16 protein-coding genes are annotated in these 20581 nt (G+C 49.2%); all 16 read right to left on the bottom strand.

Features of this window, described 5'->3' with window-relative positions; translation table 11 throughout:
* Positions 1-1071: 1071 nt before the first annotated feature.
* Positions 1072-2187, bottom strand: coding sequence for a cell division protein FtsZ (gene ftsZ / locus MRBLPE1_RS02570; protein ID WP_364141130.1), 1116 nt, complete (start codon positions 2185-2187; stop codon positions 1072-1074).
* A 119-nt stretch (positions 2188-2306) separates the two neighbouring features.
* Positions 2307-3548, bottom strand: a complete 1242-nt coding sequence (gene ftsA, locus MRBLPE1_RS02575; protein ID WP_364141133.1) for a cell division protein FtsA — start codon at positions 3546-3548, stop codon at positions 2307-2309.
* A 219-nt stretch (positions 3549-3767) separates the two neighbouring features.
* Positions 3768-4541: a cell division protein FtsQ/DivIB gene (locus MRBLPE1_RS02580; RefSeq protein ID WP_364141136.1), complete on the bottom strand. Its 774-nt coding sequence runs from the start codon at positions 4539-4541 to the stop codon at positions 3768-3770.
* A gap of 110 nt (positions 4542-4651) precedes the next feature.
* Complete coding sequence (gene murA / locus MRBLPE1_RS02585; protein WP_364141139.1) at positions 4652-5920, bottom strand: UDP-N-acetylglucosamine 1-carboxyvinyltransferase; 1269 nt, start codon at positions 5918-5920, stop codon at positions 4652-4654.
* A gap of 15 nt (positions 5921-5935) precedes the next feature.
* Complete coding sequence (murB, locus tag MRBLPE1_RS02590) at positions 5936-6841, bottom strand: UDP-N-acetylmuramate dehydrogenase (RefSeq protein WP_364141141.1); 906 nt, start codon at positions 6839-6841, stop codon at positions 5936-5938.
* Positions 6842-7504: 663 nt separating this feature from the next.
* On the bottom strand, positions 7505-7735 hold the full coding sequence (locus tag MRBLPE1_RS02595; RefSeq protein WP_364141144.1) for a hypothetical protein: 231 nt from the start codon (positions 7733-7735) through the stop codon (positions 7505-7507).
* 6 nt (positions 7736-7741) lie between these two features.
* Positions 7742-8839: a stage V sporulation protein E gene (gene spoVE / locus MRBLPE1_RS02600; protein ID WP_364141147.1), complete on the bottom strand. Its 1098-nt coding sequence runs from the start codon at positions 8837-8839 to the stop codon at positions 7742-7744.
* A gap of 46 nt (positions 8840-8885) precedes the next feature.
* A complete protein-coding gene (gene murD / locus MRBLPE1_RS02605) occupies positions 8886-10334 on the bottom strand; it encodes a UDP-N-acetylmuramoyl-L-alanine--D-glutamate ligase (RefSeq protein WP_364141150.1) in 1449 nt (482 codons plus the stop codon).
* Between the two features lie 79 nt (positions 10335-10413).
* Positions 10414-11370 (bottom strand): phospho-N-acetylmuramoyl-pentapeptide-transferase, encoded by a 957-nt coding sequence (gene mraY, locus MRBLPE1_RS02610; protein WP_364144446.1) that lies wholly within the window; start codon positions 11368-11370, stop codon positions 10414-10416.
* 4 nt (positions 11371-11374) lie between these two features.
* The gene (locus MRBLPE1_RS02615) at positions 11375-12790 is read right to left on the bottom strand and encodes a UDP-N-acetylmuramoyl-tripeptide--D-alanyl-D-alanine ligase (protein ID WP_364141152.1); all 1416 of its coding nucleotides are present in this window, start codon (positions 12788-12790) and stop codon (positions 11375-11377) included.
* Positions 12787-14274: a UDP-N-acetylmuramoyl-L-alanyl-D-glutamate--2,6-diaminopimelate ligase gene (locus MRBLPE1_RS02620; protein WP_364141154.1), complete on the bottom strand. Its 1488-nt coding sequence runs from the start codon at positions 14272-14274 to the stop codon at positions 12787-12789. The genes MRBLPE1_RS02615 and MRBLPE1_RS02620 overlap by 4 nt, the downstream gene beginning before the upstream one ends.
* 76 nt (positions 14275-14350) lie before the next feature.
* On the bottom strand, positions 14351-16291 hold the full coding sequence (locus tag MRBLPE1_RS02625; protein WP_364141157.1) for a stage V sporulation protein D: 1941 nt from the start codon (positions 16289-16291) through the stop codon (positions 14351-14353).
* Positions 16292-16429: 138 nt separating this feature from the next.
* A complete protein-coding gene (locus MRBLPE1_RS02630) occupies positions 16430-18733 on the bottom strand; it encodes a penicillin-binding transpeptidase domain-containing protein (protein WP_364141159.1) in 2304 nt (767 codons plus the stop codon).
* Between the two features lie 11 nt (positions 18734-18744).
* On the bottom strand, positions 18745-19137 hold the full coding sequence (gene ftsL, locus MRBLPE1_RS02635; protein WP_364144448.1) for a cell division protein FtsL: 393 nt from the start codon (positions 19135-19137) through the stop codon (positions 18745-18747).
* Between the two features lie 23 nt (positions 19138-19160).
* The gene (rsmH, locus tag MRBLPE1_RS02640; RefSeq protein WP_364141162.1) at positions 19161-20111 is read right to left on the bottom strand and encodes a 16S rRNA (cytosine(1402)-N(4))-methyltransferase RsmH; all 951 of its coding nucleotides are present in this window, start codon (positions 20109-20111) and stop codon (positions 19161-19163) included.
* 30 nt (positions 20112-20141) lie between these two features.
* A complete protein-coding gene (gene mraZ, locus MRBLPE1_RS02645; protein WP_364141165.1) occupies positions 20142-20579 on the bottom strand; it encodes a division/cell wall cluster transcriptional repressor MraZ in 438 nt (145 codons plus the stop codon).
* Positions 20580-20581 lie beyond the last annotated feature (2 nt).

Consider the following 20581-nt stretch of genomic DNA (forward strand, 5'->3'; position numbering starts at 1 on the left):
TTGGACTTATAAGCATGCATACGTTCTTACAGCAACCTAAAGCGGGCCAATTCTTCGCTGTAAGCACCAATATGCGCTTACAGCGTTCATTTGAGTATTTCAGTACGCCGAATTGAACCTATAAGCACGTATGCGTTCTTACAGCAACCTAAATCGGTTCATGTCTTCGCTGCAAGCTCCAATATGCGCTTACAGCGTTCTTTCGAACACTTTAATACGCCATCTTGGACCTGTAAGCACGCATACGTTCTTACAGCAACCTAAAGCGGGCCACTTCTTCGCTGCAAGCACCAATATGCGCTTACAGCGTTCTTTCGAACACTTTAATACGCCATCTTGGACCTGTAAGCACGCATACGTTCTTACAGCAACCTAAAGCGGGCCACTTCTTCGCTGCAAGCACCAATATGCGCTTACAGCGTTCTTTCGAACACTTTAATACGCCATCTTGGACCTGTAAGCACGTATACGTTCTTACAGCAACCTAAAGCGGGTCACTTCTTCGCTGTAAGCATCAATATGCGCTTACAGTGTTCATTTGAGTACTCCAATACGCCGAATTGAACCTACTAGCACGTATGCGTTCTTACACTAACCTAAAGCGGGCCACTTCTTCGCTGTAAGCACCAATATGCGCTTACAGCGTTCAATCTAGTACTCCCATACCACGTATTCGCTTAATAAGCACGTATTAGCGCTTATTGATAACAAATCGGATTACTTTTATCTCTAAGCAACAATATTGCTTAGAGAGCACCTATTCAAGCACTTTAATACACCGTGTTGATCCTGTAAGCACGCATGTGTTCTTACAGCGACCATAAGCGGGTCACTAAATCGGTACGCATCAATACTTGTTTACAGTTTCCACTCGATTACTCACACACACCGCATTCGCTTTTTATGCACGTATATGCGCATACAGACAACAAACAAACCGGATTACATTATCGCTGTAATCACCCATATGCGCTTACAGCTTCCTTTCAGACATCCCTCACGTCGTAATTGCTAATTTAAACAAAAAAATCCGCCTCACCAAATGCTGGTGAGACGGACTAAGAAAAAGCTCTAGCGATCGCTGCGTGGGCGATTGCGAAGGAACGCCGGGATTTCAAGCTGATCGCTTGATGTATTGTTAGCACCGAAAGGCTTAACGGCATTCGTGCTTCCCGTTTGTCTTGTATCAACCGATTCCGGTTGTTGCTGCGGAATGCGACGAGCTGCTGCTGACTTATGTTCAAAGCCCGTTGCAATAACGGTAACTTTAATTTCGTCCTTCAGATCTTCATCGATAATCGCACCGAAAATCATGTTTACATCTGGATCAGAAGCCGAAATAACGATTTCAGCCGCTTCATTGACTTCGTACAATGAAAGGTTGCTGCCGCCAGTAATGTTCATAATGACGCCGCGAGCGCCATCAATCGAAGTTTCAAGCAGCGGGCTCATGATTGCTTTTCTTGCAGCTTCGGCAGCGCGGTTCTCGCCCGTAGCGATACCGATACCCATAAGCGCAGATCCGCGTTCAGTCATGATTGTTTTCACGTCTGCAAAGTCAAGGTTGATCAGACCGGGAACCGCAATAAGGTCTGATATGCCTTGTACCGCTTGGCGGAGCACATTATCCGCTTCACGGAATGCTTCCAGCATAGGAGTTTTCTTGTCAACGATTTCGAGCAAACGGTCATTAGGAATAACAATCAGCGTATCTACTTTTTCTTTAAGCGCTTCGATCCCAAGCTCAGCTTGTCCAGAGCGCTTACGTCCTTCAAAAGTAAAAGGTCTAGTGACAACGCCTACTGTCAATGCACCGCATTCACGTGCAATTTCAGCAATGACTGGTGCTGCTCCCGTACCTGTTCCGCCGCCCATGCCAGCCGTAACGAAAACCATGTCCGAACCTTTAAGCTGATTCATAATAATTTCACGGGATTCTTCGGCTGCCTTGCTGCCTACATCCGGATTAGCTCCTGCTCCAAGACCGCGGGTCAGCTTATCGCCGATTTGCAGTTTATGTTCGGATTTAGCCAGATGCAAAGCTTGCGCATCCGTGTTCACCGTAATGAACTCTACGCCTTTAACACCATTTTCTATCATACGGTTAACGGCATTGCTGCCGCCTCCGCCTACACCTATTACTTTTATTTGAGCAAGCTGCTCAAGCTCAAAGTCGAATTCCAACATCTTTCATTTTCCCCCAGTCAAGCGTAAACTGCTGATAGCATCCTACGATACGGTACAGCAACGTTTCGCGGTAAAATATAAGCATCGTATAGAGGTGAGACTTATATTATCTTATATTTTCAAATAAACTCATTAAACATGCTTTTGATCCGCTCGAACATACCGGGTTTAGTTGAAGGTGCTGGACTTGCTTTGCGGCTTGCCGTTTTCTTCACTGCTCCAGTTCCACGAGCTCCCATATATTTCGACACATATTGAATCATGCCAACACCGCTGCTGTATGCCGGGTCTCTTACTCCGATATAATCCGGGAGTGCGATTCTGACGGAAGACTCAAGCTCTGTCTGGGCCAAAGCAAGTGTTCCCGGCATCGATACGGTGCCTCCGGTCAAGACATAGCCGTTAACCTTATCCCCATAACCGAGTCTCCTCACTTCTTGGCGAATGAGGTGAAAGATTTCTTGCATGCGAGGTTCAATTATACTGGCTAGATCAACCTGTGAAAACTCTTTCTCCACATTGCTGCCCATCCGCACAACTTTAAACTTCACGTCTTCGGCTGCATCGAGCACATTCGCGCATCCGTATTTTAATTTAATTTTCTCCGCTTGTTCACTTTGCGTGCGCAAGCCGTAAGCAATGTCATTCGTTACGTATTCGCCGCCAATTGGAAGCGTAGATGTAGCCGCCAAACCGCCTTGGTCATATATGGCAATTGTGCAAGAGCCTGCTCCGATATCTGTAAGAACGGTACCAATAGATTTCTCATCCTTTGTCAACGAAACAACGCCAGAAGCTAATGATAACAAAATTACGCCTGAAATACGAAGTCCCGCTTTCTCTACACAACGCATAAGGTTATGTATCGCAGTCTTCGTTCCCGTTACGATTGTCGCTTCAACCTCTAGACGTACGCCAATCATACCGCGCGGATCTGAAATGCCTTCCAAACCGTCAACTAAATACTGCTTAGGCACCAAATTAATAATTTCACGCTCTGGTGGAAGCGCAACTACTTTTGCAGCTTGCAATACGCGTTCAATATCTTCTTCACCAATCTCACGATCCTCGTTGGATACTGCAACGACGCCACGATTGGTTTGCAGTGCAATATGATTGCCCTGAATACCAACATAAACGTCTGATATTTGAATGCCTACCATGCGCTCCGCATGCTCGATAGCATTACGAATGGATTGCACGGTCTGGTCAATATCTACTATTGCTCCTTTGCGAATACCCTCTGAGTCGGCTGATCCAACTCCAATAATATTAATGGCTCCATTATTTACTTCACCAATAATAGCACGAACTTTGGATGTACCGATGTCCAAACTGACGATGATGTCGTTACTGCTCATCCTGCGGCACCTCCGTTTCAAATAAATAATTATGAAAGACACGTTTAAGGTCTTTCTACATATTCAACGCCTTTAATATTTTCCCTCTTTTTTCAACAAATTTTTCATTGTTTTTCGCTTTGTGTCGAGTTTCGCCCCTTGCGTTACTCTATATATCCTAATGTTATCCAGCCTCATCGAGTATAAATGCGATAAATAAAATTCTACCATTCTTTCAAGCTATTGAGTAGTCTCTTTTTGCTCGGAGTCCATATTTTCTAGACTTTCGGTTTCAAAAGGAACATACGTATCAGCGAGCAGCATCGTAATCTTACCCGGCTCCTGCGTTTCAATCACGGCATTCAATGCTTCAATTTTTTCAGGCAAAACAGAGACGGCCGTGACCACTTCAAATTTGGTACGCGTATACATGACAACGCGGTCAGGATAAGCAGAAGAAGGATAAGGCAATATTTCGGACAGATCTGAAAGTTGTTTGGCCGATATTTTTCCCAACTGCTTCGTGAGCTCTGCTTTTATGGGATCCCCTTCGGTCCAGCCGGACAAAACCGGCTTGTCCACCAGCTGCATCTCATCATTATCCGCTTCCACGCTGGTTCCGTTTGACAGTAATGCCGTCAATTCCCCCTGCTTTGAAAGCTCGAATGCTACGACCGGGAACTCCTCGACCGAAATTTTCAATAGTCCAGGAAAAACCTTCGTAACCTTCGCTTGGCTAATTTGCGGCAGTGCAAGGATTCTTTCTTCTATTGTAGAGGATGAAGTGCGGAAGAATGCATCGCCAACTAATATAGCAGACGTCTTGCCGATATCCTCTGTCGATACAAATCTTGTACCTTCAATTTGTATTTCCGAAATTTTGCTAATAGAGGAATTAAAAAACAGCACCGCCAAAAGAGCCATAAATAATAAAATGAGAATGTAAAGCAGCTTTTTGCTGCTGCCCATTCGTTTTTTACTCGGTTCCTTCAGCACAGGCATCTGCGAGCTCATAACTTGTCCCTTCTTTCCCCAAAAAACATCCGGCTAACCTCTCTGCTTCACCTTCGATCAGCATCAAAAGGGTACCGGCTGTTTCTATCTTGCAGCTCATGCGCATAGTATTAATTATTAGGCACCGGCGCATAACGCGATATGCGCGCACCCAGCCTAGAGAGCATCGTTTCGATTTTCTCATAGCCTCGGTCGATATGGTGAATTTGTTCTACGACTGTCTTCCCTTGGGCCGCTAAACCGGCAATGACAAGGGCTGCGCCCGCCCGCAGGTCGGTTGCTTCTACCGTTGCGCCATATAGCCTTGGCACTCCGCGAATGAATGCGGCATTCATATCTACCCGAATGTCGGCACCCATGCGTGACAATTCATCCACATGCTTCAATCTGCCTTCAAAAATCGTTTCTTTCAATACGCTCACACCGTCTGCAAGCGTAAGCAGCACCATGACCTGAGACTGCAAATCGGTAGGAAAAGCCGGGTACGGAGAGGTTACGATTCTTTCAACCGCTCTGGGTCTGGTTGCACTGCCAACTTTAATTATATCACCGTCGACAACAATTTGAACACCTGCACGACGAAGAACATGAATCAAGGAGGATAAATGAGCGGGCTGCGTATTCTGGAGCGTTACCTGACCGCGTGTCGCTGCGGCAGCTACCATAATTGTTCCTGCAACAATACGGTCCGGAATAACCTTATAACGACATGGTGTTAGCGACTGTACCCCGTCTATCGTTATCGTGTCGGTTCCGGCACCCATGATTTTCGCGCCCATTGCATTCAGAAAACCTTGTAAATCTTGGATTTCCGGCTCTCTTGCGGCATTGCTGATCGTGGTTCGACCTTCCGCCAAAGCAGCCGCCATCATAATATTTTCCGTTGCCCCAACGCTTGGAAAACTTAAATGAATGTCAGCTCCCCGCAATTTATCAGCACGGCATATGATTCGATTGCCAATCTCTTCGATTTCTGCACCTAGTGCCTGCAGACCTTCTAAATGAAGATCGATTTTCCGCTCCCCAATTGCACATCCGCCAGGCTGATAAACCTGGGTTTCACCAAACCTAGCAAGCAAGGGTCCCATTAAAAAAATAGAAGAACGCATCTGTCTCATTAACGATTCCGGCACGTGGGATATATGTGCGGTTTCAGTATCCAGCACAACAGTTCCTCCCGTATGCTCGGCCCGGCATCCTAATTCGCGCAAAATGTTCAGCATGACGTCGATATCTAGCAGATCTGGCACATGATCTAATGTTGTTGTGCCATCGGCCAATAAACTGGCAGCCAGAATCGGCAAAGCGGCATTTTTCGCTCCTTGGATAACTATGGTTCCTGAGAGAGGTTTCCCGCCTTCAATCACCAATTTGTCCAATGTATCACCTCCGAATTACCGCTCACCCACCACCAATACTTCCGGCACCAGCAGGATGCCGTAGCGTTCCTGAACAGTGCTTTGGATATGAGTCATGAGGGCGAGAACGTCTTCAGCTGTTGCTTGCCCGGTGTTTACAATAAAATTGGCGTGCTGCTCCGATACTTGCGCTCCTCCGAGGCTTTCACCCTTCAACCCAGCCTCTTGAATAAGCCTAGCTGCAAAATCATTGGGCGGATTGCGAAACACGCTCCCAGCGCATGCAAGCTGCAGCGGCTGCGTTCTCAATCTTCTCTCTTTGTAAGAGGCCATCATAGCGAGAACTTCCTTCTTATCCCCCTCTTCCAGCTCGAAGGTTGCCTCAACGACGATGCCTTTTTGCTCATGAAGAATCGAATGTCGGTAAGAGAAGTTCATATTCTCGCGTTCGAAGCGAACCAATTCTCCTGTTTCCAGTACAATATCAGCTGATTTAAAAATACGTGACACATCCGAACCATGCGCGCCAGCATTCATATAAACGGCTCCGCCTACCGTGCCAGGAATTCCCCCTGCAAATTCAAGCCCGGTTAGCCCTTCCTTACCCGCCATGACTGATAGCTTAATTAATGAATATGAAGCACCTGCTATGACTAGCGATCCTTCAAAACGCACGTAATCTAACCCTCTGTGCGGTTTTATCACAACACCGCGAATCCCTTTATCGCTCACCAGCATGTTGGAGCCTCTGCCCAAATTAGTCCATGGCATTTGATGCTTGCGCACCAATTGCACCGCAGCGACTAATTCTTCTTTGCTACGAGGGAGGATTAATATATCGGCAGGGCCGCCGATTTTCCATGTTGTATAGTTCGAGAGCGGTTCATTATACAAAACATCGCCAAGATTGGCTTGTTCCAATTCCGCTTTAAATGCTTCCATTAGTTGAACCTCCTTAAGGTTTTGTGAAGCAAAACCTGCTTCGTAAGCATTCGCTTAGGTTTTGTGAAGCAAAACCCGCTTCGTAAGCTTTCGCTTTGGTTTTGTGAAGCAAAACCTGCTTCGTAAGCATTCGCATAGGTTTTGTGAAGCAAAACCTGCTTCGTAAGCATTCGCATAGGTTTTGTGAAGCAAAACCTGAACGTTAGCAGATGCTTAGCTGTAAAAAATGAGAATAAAACGATTCGAGTCTCCTGTCAACAAGCCAGAAGCGGCTGCCTTCAGGTCTTTATGCTGCAATAACCGCTCCATTAGGGCGACGGTCACGAATATAGTGTATCTTATGCCTTTATAGGCTCTTGTGTGACAAAGGCCTATACGGGGCCATTAAGCGCGTTCACCATGCTTCCAAATGCTACGGACTTAAAAAGCATAGACGGCTGCTGCGCGCCGACAGCACGGCTGCTGCCGTCCTAAGCAGCTCCGTCCATTTATCAAATCAGGCACCAATCGAATCGGCAATGCTTCTTCGGAATATGCCCGTTCTATTCATTATTAAGGTATGTAATATATTCCATCTCTCGTTCATTAAATCGACAATCTGAATGGAAAATTAATTTTTCTACATAATTGCTTATTTTTCGCCATCATGACAGCAGAATCCGGCTAGAACATCTGCACCTGCTTCATCGCAATGCAAATCTTTCGTAGCCGGACATTTGTGCCCAGATTCAAAATATCCCTATACCCTGCTTGATTACTAAAGCTTGCCACTATAAATATTGCTGCTTTGTAAGCCAGCCTCATTTTCATCCAATACAAATCGGTACCCATCCCTAGCGCATGAGAAACGGAAAGGCCGTCCTTGTCCTCCCCGTCGTTTAACGAAGCCGGCATGAAGCCTCACCTCGAATATCGTGATATGTTCAATAAGATACCCAGCGCGGTCAGGAGAAGCGTAAGGGACGAACCGCCGTAGCTGACGAGAGGCAGGGTAATCCCTGTTACCGGCATCATGCCGATGACGACGCCGATATTTATAAGAACCTGCACGCCGACGATACCCGTGATGCCGACTGCGAGCAAGCTTCCGAATGTATCCGGGGCAGCGATCGCGGCACGGATTCCGCGCCATACCACAATTAAAAATAATAGAATAAGCGTTACCCCGCCAATAAATCCGAGCTCCTCGGCTAAGATCGAGAAAATAAAATCCGTTTGCGGCTCTGGCAAATAACTGAACTTTTGGCGGCTCATGCCTAAGCCCAGTCCTACTAATCCGCCGGGTCCGATCGCATACAAGGATTGAATGATTTGATAGCCCCCGCCGAGCGGGTCTGCCCAAGGATCAAGGAAGTTCGTAATCCGTTTCAAACGATAGGGCGCGGCAATAATAAGTCCGACAAAGCCTGCCGCACCGATAAGCGCCAATCCGCCCAAATGGGCCATTCTGGCACCTGCCGTGAAGATAAGAATCAAAGATGCGCCTACCATAACCGCGCCTGTACCCAGATCCGGCTGCAGCATGATCAAGCCGAAGGCTAGTCCAACCAGCCCAAGCGGAGGCATTAGACCCTTCGAGAACTGCGTGATCGTTTGCTGCTTATCGGAAAGCCATTTTGACAAAAATAAAATCATGGCCAGTTTCATAAATTCAGACGGCTGAATGCCAAAGGAGCTGATGCCGAGCCAGCTGCGCGCACCGCCGCGTACGACGCCGATTCCAGGAACCAACACGAGCAGCAGCAGGCCAAAACAGACGATCAATGCCATCGGCGCCCACTTTTTCCACACGGTATAATGAGTGTTCATCGTAAATAGTAACGCACCGATGCCTAGTCCCGCAAATAATAACTGCCGCTTCACAAAATAGAAACGGTCGCCAAATTCATGAAAAGCAAGCACAGCGCTGGCGCTGTAAACCATAATCAAACCGATAGCGAGAATAAGCCCTATTGCGGACAGCATCCAAATATCCGGGGCAGATCGTGCTTTGGCCATAGCGAACACACCTCTTAGGTTGGGTAAGTAGGGACATGCCCCCTACTTACAAGGTATGCGCCGAATCTTTAAAAATGCGCCCTCTTTGCTCATACGATGCAAACATATCCCAGCTCGCGCATGCCGGTGACAATAACACGACGTCACCCGGCTCCGCGATAGCCGCAGCTTGCTTCACCGCTTGCTTTAGGACCGCTTCGGCGTCATCACTAGGTTCGACGATTTCTATCTTGGCTAAACCTGCCTGCTCCGCTACGCGGGACAGCTTCTCGCTTGTTTGGCCGAATGCGACAAGCGCCTTCAGCTTCTCTCGGAATAAAGGCTCGAGTTCCATGTAATCGGAGCCGCGGTCAAGACCGCCTGCGATTAGCACGATGGGATTGTCGAACGATTTTACCGCTATCGTCGTTGCTACGGCATTCGTCGCCTTTGAATCATTGTAATATTTAACCCCGTTCACTTCCCTGACGAACTCGAGGCGATGTTCTACGGCTTTAAACTCCCTGAGCGGCGCTATAAGCTGTTCCAGCGCTACTCCTGCGGCAATGCTCGCTGCTATGGCCGCAAGCGCATTAGCGGCGTTGTGGACGCCCGGTATGCCAAGCTCGGATACAGGCAAAATCATCGTCTCCACGCCGTCAGCCTGCCGGAAAACGATTTGCCTTACGATGGCTGAATCCTCTTCATCGCCGGCTTTAGGGCTGCCAGCGTCCCGCTCGAATGGAGGATCGATATATATCCCCGATTCCAGCTTTTCGTATAAGGAGAACGGAACGAGCTCCGCAACCAAAAACTCGGATAAAGCCCTGCATTCCGGGTCATCCCAATTGATGATGGCAATATCGTCCTCGGTTTGGTTATCAAACAGCTTGGCTTTTGAATTCACGTAATCATCCATATCGCCGTGATAATCCAGATGCGTCTCCGCAATGTTTAACAACAGCGCTATATGGGGACGGAATGCACTCGTTCCTTTTAGCTGGAAGCTGCTGAGCTCCGCTACAATCCACTGATCAGGCGTTGCTTCGAGCGCCGCTTCGCAAAGAGGTCGGCCGATATTGCCCGCCACGATCGGCTTTAAGCCCGCTGCGCTTAAAATTTCGCCAAGCCAAGTTGTCGTTGTCGTTTTGCCGTTGGAGCCCGTAATGCCTATGATGGGGGCCGGCGACAGCCAGTAAGCCGCTTCAACCTCCGTGATGACTTCCACGCCAAGCTCCTCTGCCCGTTGAACAGGCGAAGACGTATACGGTATTCCGGGGTTTTTAACGAGCAGCGCAGTATCTTCCGTAATCAGATCCTCGGGATGATACCCGCATAGCACAGAAATGCCCAAAGCAGTTAATTCATCCGCTTCGGGACATAAATCGCGACTCTTCATATCGTTAACGACGACTTCCGCGCCAAACTGATGAAATACCTTTGCGACGCTTACTCCGCTTCTAGCCAAGCCTAATACGACTACTCGGCGGCCTTCATACGATGCCGGATGATTCATTTCTGACAGTCCCTTCCATTGGATACATGAAGCGGCTCCAAATAAAATTGGAAGCCGCTTTCCGTTTCATTTTTATTTACTATATTACAAATAGTAACCCGATTGCTGCAAGTACTAAACCGACAAGCCAAAATACGGTAACAACCTTCCATTCCGACCAGCCGATCAGCTCGAAGTGGTGATGAATGGGACTCATTTTGAAAATACGCTTGCCCCGCAGCTTGAAGGAGCCTACCTGCAAAATAACAGATAGCATTTCAAGTACGAACACGCCGCCGATTATGATGAGCAGAAGCTCCGTTTTCGTCAAAATAGCAACTGCCGCGATCCCGCCCCCAATGCCGAGCGAGCCCATGTCACCCATGAACACTTTCGCCGGATGGGCGTTAAATACGAGGAAGCCTAGTACAGCGCCGACCATGGCAGCCGAGAAAACGGCCGATTCATGCGCCGATGTTTGCAAAGCAACAACCGTGAAAGCGCCGAACGCAATCGCGCTCGTCCCCGCTAACAGTCCGTCCAAGCCATCGGTGAAATTAACGGAGTTGCTCGCCGCGAACATAATGATCACGACAAGCGGATAATAGAACCAGCCAAGATCGACGCCCCAGCCTGTACCAGGTACCGTAATTTCGGTGCTGTGATTCATATTGTAGAGCATTGCGCACACGATGATGGAGAACAGAAGCTGACCGAACAGCTTTTGCCTTGCCGTCAGGCCAAGCGACCTTTTGAATACGATTTTAATGTAATCGTCGAGAAAACCAACGAGCCCAAAGCCAAGCGAGGCCGTCAGCAGCACCCAAAACTCGGGTGTTTTGTCTGAGAACTTCAAGAAAGCAATCATCAGCGCAAACATAATGATGATGCCGCCCATTGTCGGCGTTCCGCTTTTTTTCAAATGGCTCTGAGGGCCTTCCGTGCGGATCTGTTGACCAAACTTTAAGCGGCGAAGCAGCGGTATGAACAATGGTCCAAGCAAAACCGCTAGCAGGAATGAGGCGCCAATCGAAAATAAAATGACCATCATGTCCATATCCTCACCCCACTTCCAATGCTTGGACAATCTGTTCCATCCGCATGCCGCGAGAGCCTTTGATCAGGACGAGATCAGTTGGCTCCAGATGACTGCGCAGCCATCCGGCAAGCTCATCTTTGTCTCCGAAATGTTTTACGGCTTCGTTCGCGGCAGCAGACGGAAAGCGCGACCTTGCGCCTTCCGCAATGTGTACGGCAAGCGGCCCGAACGTTAGGACGATATCCGCCTTGCCCGGTGAAATATAGGCCCCTGTCTCAAAATGCAGTGCCTGCTCTTCCGGACCAAGCTCGAGCATATCGCCGAGAACAATCCATTTGCGGCTAAAACCGTCCAACTGCTCCACGAGGTCAATCGCTGCGCGAACGGCTGTTGGATTTGCGTTATAGGCGTCGTTCAGGATCATCGCGCCGTTGAACGCGCGCACCGGCTGAATACGCATGCCCGTAAGCTTCAAATGGCTTAGGCCTTCTGCAATCTTTGCGGCCGGAACGCCAAAGAATCGGCCAACCGCGATTGCGGCAAGCGCATTGCTGACGTTATGCTGCCCGGGAACCGGAATCCGAACGGTCCCAAGTCCGCTTGGCGTTCCATTGAAGAGCGCGGTAAAAGTGGCGGCTTCCGATTCAATTACGATGTCCGCGGCTGACCATTCATTCCGCTCGGATAATCCAAAGGTACGGCGCACGATGCCCGCAGGGAGTATAGCGCGCTGCAGCTCTGCATCCAGAAGCGGCTCATCGCCGTTGTAAAGCAGCAAGCCGTCCTCGCTTAGCCCGAGGGCGATTTCGAGTTTAGCTTTTGCAATGCCTGCTCTCGAACCGAGTTGAAGCAAGTGTGCGTCGCCGATATTCGTTATGATGGCGGCATCTGGCTGAGCAATCTTCGTGAGCAGCTCAATCTCGCCAAAACCGCTCATTCCCATCTCAAGCACCGCTACTTCGGTATCTTCTTCAAGCTGAAGCACTGTTAGCGGCAGCCCGATATGATTGTTAAGATTACCTTCTGTTTTGTGGACTTTATAGGTGGTTCCCAGTATGGAAGCCGTCATATCCTTGGTAGTCGTTTTCCCGTTGCTTCCCGTAATGCCGACCACGCGAACGACAAGCTCGCTGCGATAAGCCGTTGCTAATCGCTGAAGGGCAACGAGCGTATCCCCTACGATGAGAAGCGGCACGCCTTCAAGCGATGCCGGCACCTCGCGTCCCTTCTGCCAGAGCGCAGCAACCGCTCCGTTATGAATAGCCTGCTCAAGATAAGCATGCCCGTCGAACTGCTCGCCGACGAGCGGGATGAACAACTGGCCCGCGGCAGCCTGCCGCGAGTCAGTCGTTACGCCCGTTATCAAAAGCTCTGCATCGTTTCCATTCCATTTTGCGCCGCTCATTTCGGCAATTTGCTTGATCGTACGTTTAATCAATGTATGATTCCCCTTATCGCTTCTTTCGCTACTTTTCGATCATCGAACGGATGCTTGGTTCCGTTAATGTCTTGGTAGGTTTCATGGCCTTTCCCCGCAATCAATACTACATCGCCTGGGCTTGCCATTTCAACCGCTTTTTGAATTGCTGCTCTGCGATCTATAATAAATTCATATGACGAAGGATCCTTTTTGCTGTTTATAAGTCCAATTTCAATATCCTTTAAAATGAGTTCCGGCGGCTCCGTTCGAGGATTATCCGATGTGATGATGGCGTAATCAGCGTACTTCACTGCGATATTTCCCATTAACGGCCGTTTTGTCCGATCACGGTCTCCTCCGCACCCAAAAACGCAAATAATCCGTTTTTCGGCGAATTGCTCGATTGCCCGCAAAACATTCTCGAGGCCATCCGGCGTATGCGCATAATCGACTATGACGGCAAAATCTTGACCGGCATTCACGGCCTCTACTCGTCCAGGCACGCCAGGTATCGAGCTTAAGCTGGCCGTAATGGCAGAAAGCTCTACCCCTTCAATAAGTACGGCGCTTATTGCCGCAAGCGCATTGTATACATTAAACTTCCCTGCCATTTGCAAAACAACATCGATTTCGCCTCGAAACGTTTGGACATGAAAGGTTGTTCCCTTCGAGGTAATTTTGATGTTCGAGGCGCGGACATCCGCATCCTTGTCGATACCGTATGTCACGACCTCCGCCGCTGTTAACTCCGCGTACTCGGCTGCCAAAGGATCGTCGGCATTCAACACGGCATAGGTCCGTACGGATTCTTCCGCAGAGTAGACATTGCCAAGCCTGGAAAAAAACAATCCTTTTACAGCCGCGTATCGATTCATCGTTTCGTGATAATCCAGATGATCCTGCGAAAGGTTCGTAAAGACTGCCGTTCGAAAACGGCAGCCCTTCACCCTGCCCTGCTCCAAGGCATGGGAAGATACTTCAATGGCACAATACCGGGTGCCTGCATCGCGCATTTCGCCAAGGTAGCGCTGCAGTTGAAGCGTCTGCGGGGTCGTGCTCGTCATCGGATAGGAACGACCTGCAAAACGGCGCTCAATTGTTCCGATGACACCCGTTGGCAGCTTCTGATCGTTCAAAATTTGCTCGATTAAATAGGTCGTCGTTGTTTTGCCGTTCGTTCCTGTCACGCCAATCAGCCTTACCGCATCACTAGGGTAACTATAAAAATGATTAGCGACGACAGCCATGGCTAACCGGCAGTCCCTGACAATGATTTGGGGAACCGGCAGGTCAAGCTCGCGTTCCGCAATAAGCGCTGCAGCCCCGGCAGCCGCCGCTTGATGTGCGAATAAGTGGCCATCAACGGTATGCCCCCGCAAACAGATAAACAATTGGCCTTCGGTGATGAGCCGCGAATCGGTTTCGATTCCCGTCAGTTCCGTTTCCCCGTCTCCAATGAGCCGCGCGGTTATAAGCAGCTCCGCGACATCCTTCAAACGCATCTGCCCCACTCCTCCCTACAGCGCCGGCAGGAATCCATAAAGACGCCTGCGGCACCCTCGTTAAGTACCATTATAGTCAATGGGAGTGGGATATATTATCTTCTTCGCCCAAATAGATGCGAATCGTCGAACCGCGGTCTACGCGGGTGCCTGCCGCCGGAGCTTGGCGAATGACCGTTTTACCGGAACCGGCCGTGGTTAGCGTGAAATCCATCGTCATATCCTCATACAAGTCCGACACGGTCTTGCCAATCAAATTCGGAACGGTAACGATCGGTGTTTCCCCGTATTTATAGATCCGATCGATTTGTTTCTCGCGTGCAGGAATTTCCAAAATCGAAAGCGCATCCTCCATAATATTGCGAACGATCGGCGCGGCTACGACGCCGCCGAACTGAATGCCCTGCGGATTGTCCACGGCAACATAGATGACGATTTGCGGATCGTCCGCTGGAGCAAAACCGACAAAGGATACGATATGCTCGTTTGGCGAATAACGTCCGTTAATAACCTTCTGGGCCGTACCGGTTTTGCCGCCTACGCGATAACCGTCGATGAAGGCATTGCGCCCTGTCCCCTTCGCGACCACGCTCTCCAGCGCTTCACGGACCTGCTTTGAGGTATCTTCGGAAATGACCTTTCGTACGGTCTCTGATTCGACCGTTTGCACGGTCGCTCCGGTTTCTGGATTGATCCACGCTTTTGCGACATGCGGCTTATACAGCGTACCGCCGTTAATTGCCGCGGAGACGGCTGTGATTTGCTGAATCGGCGTAACGGAAACTCCTTGTCCGAAGGCGGTTGTTGCAAGTTCTACAGGCCCAACCTGACTGAGCTTAAACAGGATGCCGTTCTCTTCGCCGCCGATATCGATGCCCGTTTTCGTTCCGAAGCCAAAGTTTTTAATATAATCGAACAGCTTCTCTTTTCCCAGCCGCTGGCCGAGAGTTACAAAACCAGGGTTGCAAGAGTTCTCGACAACCTCCAAAAAGGTCTGGCTGCCATGACCGCCCTTTTTCCAGCAGCGGAGTCTCGCTCCTCCTACCTCGATCGCACCGGGATCAAAAAAACGCTCGTTCGTCAGATCGACCTTTTTCTCTTCCAAGGCGGCGGCAAGCGTAATGATTTTGAATGTCGAACCTGGCTCGTACGTCATCCATATCGGAAGATTCCGATTGTAAACCTCCGTGGGTACCTCGCGATATTTATCAGGTTCATAAGTAGGCCGGCTGGCCATGCCAAGTATTTCACCGTTATTCGGATCCATCGCAATGGCGATAATGCCGTCCGGCTGCAGCTTGGTCATCGCTTGGTCCAGTTCGCGTTCCATAACCGTCTGAATTTGCTTATCGATGGTGAGCTGCATCGTCAGCCCGTCCTTCGGCTCGACGTAAGTATCTGAGGAATTGGGCATTTGTCTGCCTGCCGCATCCGACAGGAAAGACACGCTGCCGCCGATCCCGCTCAGCTCGGTATTGTATTTGGCTTCAATGCCGGTCAAACCTTGATTGTCGATACCTGTAAATCCAAGAACATGAGCCGCCAAACTGCCATAAGGATAAAACCGTTTATTGTCTTCTGCGACAACAATCCCCTGAAGTGCAAGCTCGCGAATTTGATCTGCTTTGTCGATCGTAATTTTGCGCCCGCCGGGACCAAGCTTAACGATCATCTTTTTGGTTTTGATTTTTTCATAAAGCGATTCCTGCGACATATCCAGAAGCGGCGCAAGCGCTGCGGCCACCGCTTGTTTGTCTTTGATCTGAACCGGGATGGCGTATACGGTAGGCGAGCTGACGTTATATGCAAGCTGGATGCCGTTGCGGTCAACGATCTCGCCTCGTTTTGCCACGTACGGAATATCGCGGCGCCATGAATTCTCTGCCTTGTCGGCCAACTCCTCGCCTTGCCATAGCTGCACAAAGCTAAGTCTCAAACATAAGGCGAGGAATGAAACCCCAGCCAATATTAGCACGATAAATAAACGTCGCCTAACCGTTACATTGGATACCTTCACAACTTGTTCCCCCTCCGCTTGACGGTTTCGAAAGGAGCGCTCTTTGACGCTCATTCCCAGACTATTCGGGACAAGCGGAGGATAGAACAAGCTTATAGCTATAGCAGCTTACGCTGCCGGTTTATGTTTCTTCAGGCCTTACTCGGCAGCGGTATTATTCGGGCTGCTGCCGTTCGAATCGGAATCTGCTGCCTCATCTGTTCCGGCTGGCTGCCCCTCGTCTGATGATTCATTTCCAGCGGAAGCGGCTTTTTCTTCATTTTCTGCAGCATCCGTTTCCGCATCCTGAGTGCCGACTACCCCGTCAGCCCCAGTCGGAGGAGCGAGCACGACCTTTAATACTCTTACGTTGTTTAACGTCTCTTCCTTCTGGGATACGACAAAGCCTTGTCCTTCTGGAATGAGGCGTATCCCGATAAGCGATGTGATTTCGAGGGCATCCCGAAGCGACACGCCCTTCAAATCAGGAATAGCCAGTTTTTCCTTCTGCTCTGTAATCAAATAGATTCGCTGCGTGGGATGTACGGACGATCCGGCGGCCGGTATTTGCTGCAAGACCGTTTTGCCATTGCCTACAAGCTCAAAACTCACCGCTTTTGCTTTCAGCTCGGCTTTCGCCTGGTCTACCTTTAAATCCGTGACATCAGGAATCGTCATCGTGACTTCCTTTGCCGCATTTTCTGAATCGGCCGCGTAGTTTGGCGCTACTCCCATCTTGCGCAAGCTTTTCAGTACAATTTGCTTAAATGCCGGAGCCGCAACCGTACCTCCCCCTACTAGGGAGTCGTTCGGCTCATCGACTACGATATAAACGACGATTTTCGGATTGTCTACCGGCGCATAGCCGATAAAGGACACGACGAATTTTGTGTCGGAATAATTTATGCCGTCTACCTTTTGGGCCGTACCCGTTTTCCCGGCTACGCGGTAGCCTTCGATGTATGCGTTTTTGCCTGTGCCTTTTTCCTGATCCGATACAACCTGCTCCAAATATTCGCCAACCTTACGTGATGTTTCCTCCGAAATCACTTGACGAACGACCTTAGGCTCAATATTCGTTGTCGTCTTGGTGTTTGGGTCCGTAATGCTTTTTATGATTTGCGGCTGAAGCAGCTTTCCGCCGTTCGCAACCGCCGCAACTGCGGCGACCTGCTGGATCGGCGTTACGGAAACCCCTTGGCCAAACGTCGCATTCGCGATCTCGCTTGGGTATTGAAAGCGGATCGAACCCTTTAGCTCGCTTCCAAGCTGAATGCCTGTCTTCTGTCCAAAGCCAAAATCCGTATAATATTTTCTCAGCTTCTCTTCGCCGAGTCTTTCATAACCAAGCTTAACGAACGCGACGTTACTTGAATATTTAAGGCCTTCCAGGAATGTAATCGTCCCCCAGCCCTCGCGCTTGATATCCCGAATCGGATTAGGAATGCCTTTAATTTTTATTCTTCCTGATTTGTACGTCTCATCCGGATTAAATACACCTTCTTCGACTGCCGCGGCAAGCGTTGCGATTTTAAAGGTAGAACCTGGCTCGTACAAAGATTTAATCGCATGATTATAGGAGTTTGCATTGTTTTTCCAATATTCATTCGGATTATATTGAGGAATATTCGCCATCGCCAAAATTTCCATCGTATTCGGGTCGGCCGCAATCGCCGTTGCGCTTTTTGGCGCGTATTTCTTCTGAATCTCCTGCAGCGCTTCATCGACATAGTGCTGGATATCGCTGTCGATCGTTAATTTAATGTTTTGGCCGTCCATCGCAGGCTTATATTCAACTTCGCCTTCAGACAGCTGAACGCGTTTTCCGTCTTTTTCGTATTTGATAAGTCCGTTTTCTCCGCTTAGCTGTTCGTCAAAAGAAGCTTCAATACCAGTCATGGCTGTGCCTTCCTTATTCAAATAGCCGACAACCTGCGAAGCCAACGAGTTTCTCGGGTAGTATCGTTTCAAGCTTTCCGCCAAATCGATGCCTACGTCATAAACCTTTTTTTCCTTGGCCAACTCTTCGCGGAATTTTCTGATTTTATCGGCCAGCGCCTTGTCGATCTGCCAGCCTCCGTTGCGGATCTCGCGATTCACAACAAAGGTGCCGTCTTCCTTCTTGGCTGTCACGTTTTTACGAAGCTCTTCCTTGGAAATGCCAAGGATATCATGCAAGCCGTCAATGATTTCTTCCGTCAGTTCCTCTTCGTTGATTAACTGCGGATTAACGGAAACATTGTAGGCGATTGTATCCATAGCCAGCACATTGCCGTCACGATCCGCGATCGTGCCGCGTTTGGCCACCAGCTGTTCTTCGGTTGACCATCTCTTTTTCGCCAGTTCATACCATTTTGCGCCTTCTACTACCTGAACAACATAGATTCTGCTTATTAAAATGAGAAAAAGGAGGGTCATTACCCCTCCAAACAACAGTGTCCGTGCCCTAATTTTTTTTTTCATCATTGTTCACCCTATTCACTCATTGCCGATTTTATCTCGGTTTCGCCAGTGTTGACAGTTATCCCGCCCTCGATCGAGCTAACCATTCCTTGCTTCTCAGCCAGCTCGCGAATGCGTTCAGGATCACTAAGCATCTCTACCTGTTTCTTCAAATCTTGCATTTCGATGTTCATCGTCTGATAATTGTTATTCAGCTTCTTGATTTCCAAGTTCATGTCATAGATTTGCGCATACCGGAAAATAATGACACCAGCGACTACAACGCACATCAATACGGTGAACATATACAGCAGCTTCTCTTGCACGGGTATGGATTTGCGTGTCTTTACAAGTCGTTTCGTTTCCTTTATAGCGGGCTGCTGATCCTGCTTTCGCTTCGGTTGCATCGCTAGATTGCCATTCACGTACGCCAATTAAAATCCCCCTCTTACATTTTTTCTGCTATTCTTAGCTTTGCCGATCTTGCCCGCGGATTAAGCTCAAGCTCTCTCTCGGAGGGAACAATCGGCTTGCGGTTTACTAATTTCACCGATCCTTTGTTTCCGCAAACGCATAACGGAAAATCAGGCGGACATGTGCATTTTTCCACGAACTTAGCGAACATTTGCTTACAGATACGATCCTCTAACGAATGAAACGTGATAACGGATGCTCTGCCTCCCGGCTTCAAACATCGAATCGTCTGCTCCAATGCTTCTTCCTCTGCACCAAGCTCATCGTTGACTGCAATGCGAAGCGCTTGGAAGGAGCGTTTGGCCGGATGGCCTCCCGTGCGCCTGGTCGCGGCAGGGATGGACAGCTTGATTAATTCGGCAAGCTCGCCCGTTTTCTCGATGGGTGCCTTTTCGCGTGCCTTTACGATGTTTCTTGCGATTGAACGTGCGAACTTTTCTTCGCCGTACCGGTCCAAAATGCGGGAAATATCGCGTTCATCCCAGGTGTTGACGATTTCATGGGCGGTAATGTCTCCTTCCCGATCCATTCTCATATCGAGCGGAGCATCATGATTGTAGCTGAAGCCTCGCTCCGCTTCGTCAAGCTGCGGGCTTGACACCCCTAAATCAAACAGAATGCCGTCGACCTGCGGAATACCGTCAAGCATCGGAACGTCGCAGCCTCTTAGCTCTTGCTCCAAATCGCGGAAATTGCTTCTAACCAGCGTTACCTTATCCATATATGGAGCAAGCCTAACGCGAGCATTGTCCAGCGCCAAGTCATCCTGATCGAATGCGATTAACCGCCCTCCTTCGCCTAAACGGGACGCGATAAGCTCGCTATGGCCCGCCCCTCCAAGCGTACAATCGACGTAGATGCCGTCTGGCTTAATCGCCAAACCGTCAACCGCTTCTTCCAAAAGCACTGTAATATGCTGAAACACGCCTCAGCCCTCCCATTCTTGTTGTCCATTCTAGAAGTTAAAATCGAAATCGACGAGCTTCTCCGCGATTTCGTTAAAGGTTTGCTCCGATTGCTCGTAATAGCCGTCCCAAGTCTGTTTGCTCCAAATTTCTACGCGGCTCGAGACGCCGAGCACCATACAATCTTTGTCCAGCTTTGCATATTCGCGAAGATGTCCAGGTATATTTACCCTTCCCTGTTTATCAAGCTCACATTCGGTCGCTCCTGAAAAGAAAAACCGGGTAAACGCCCGTGCGTCTGATTTCATAAGCGGCAATGATTTTAGCTTTTGCTCCAATACGCTCCACTCACTCATGGGATATACGAATAAGCAATTGTCTAAACCGCGGGTAGCAATAAACGAGGTCCCAAGCGAATCGCGGAATTTGGAAGGTATGATGATGCGGCCTTTCTCATCAATGCTATGTTGATATTCACCCATAAACATGA

Origin of the sequence: Paenibacillus sp. LPE1-1-1.1 (assembly GCF_040676435.1) — a bacterium.
In the GTDB taxonomy this organism is placed as follows: domain Bacteria; phylum Bacillota; class Bacilli; order Paenibacillales; family Paenibacillaceae; genus Pristimantibacillus.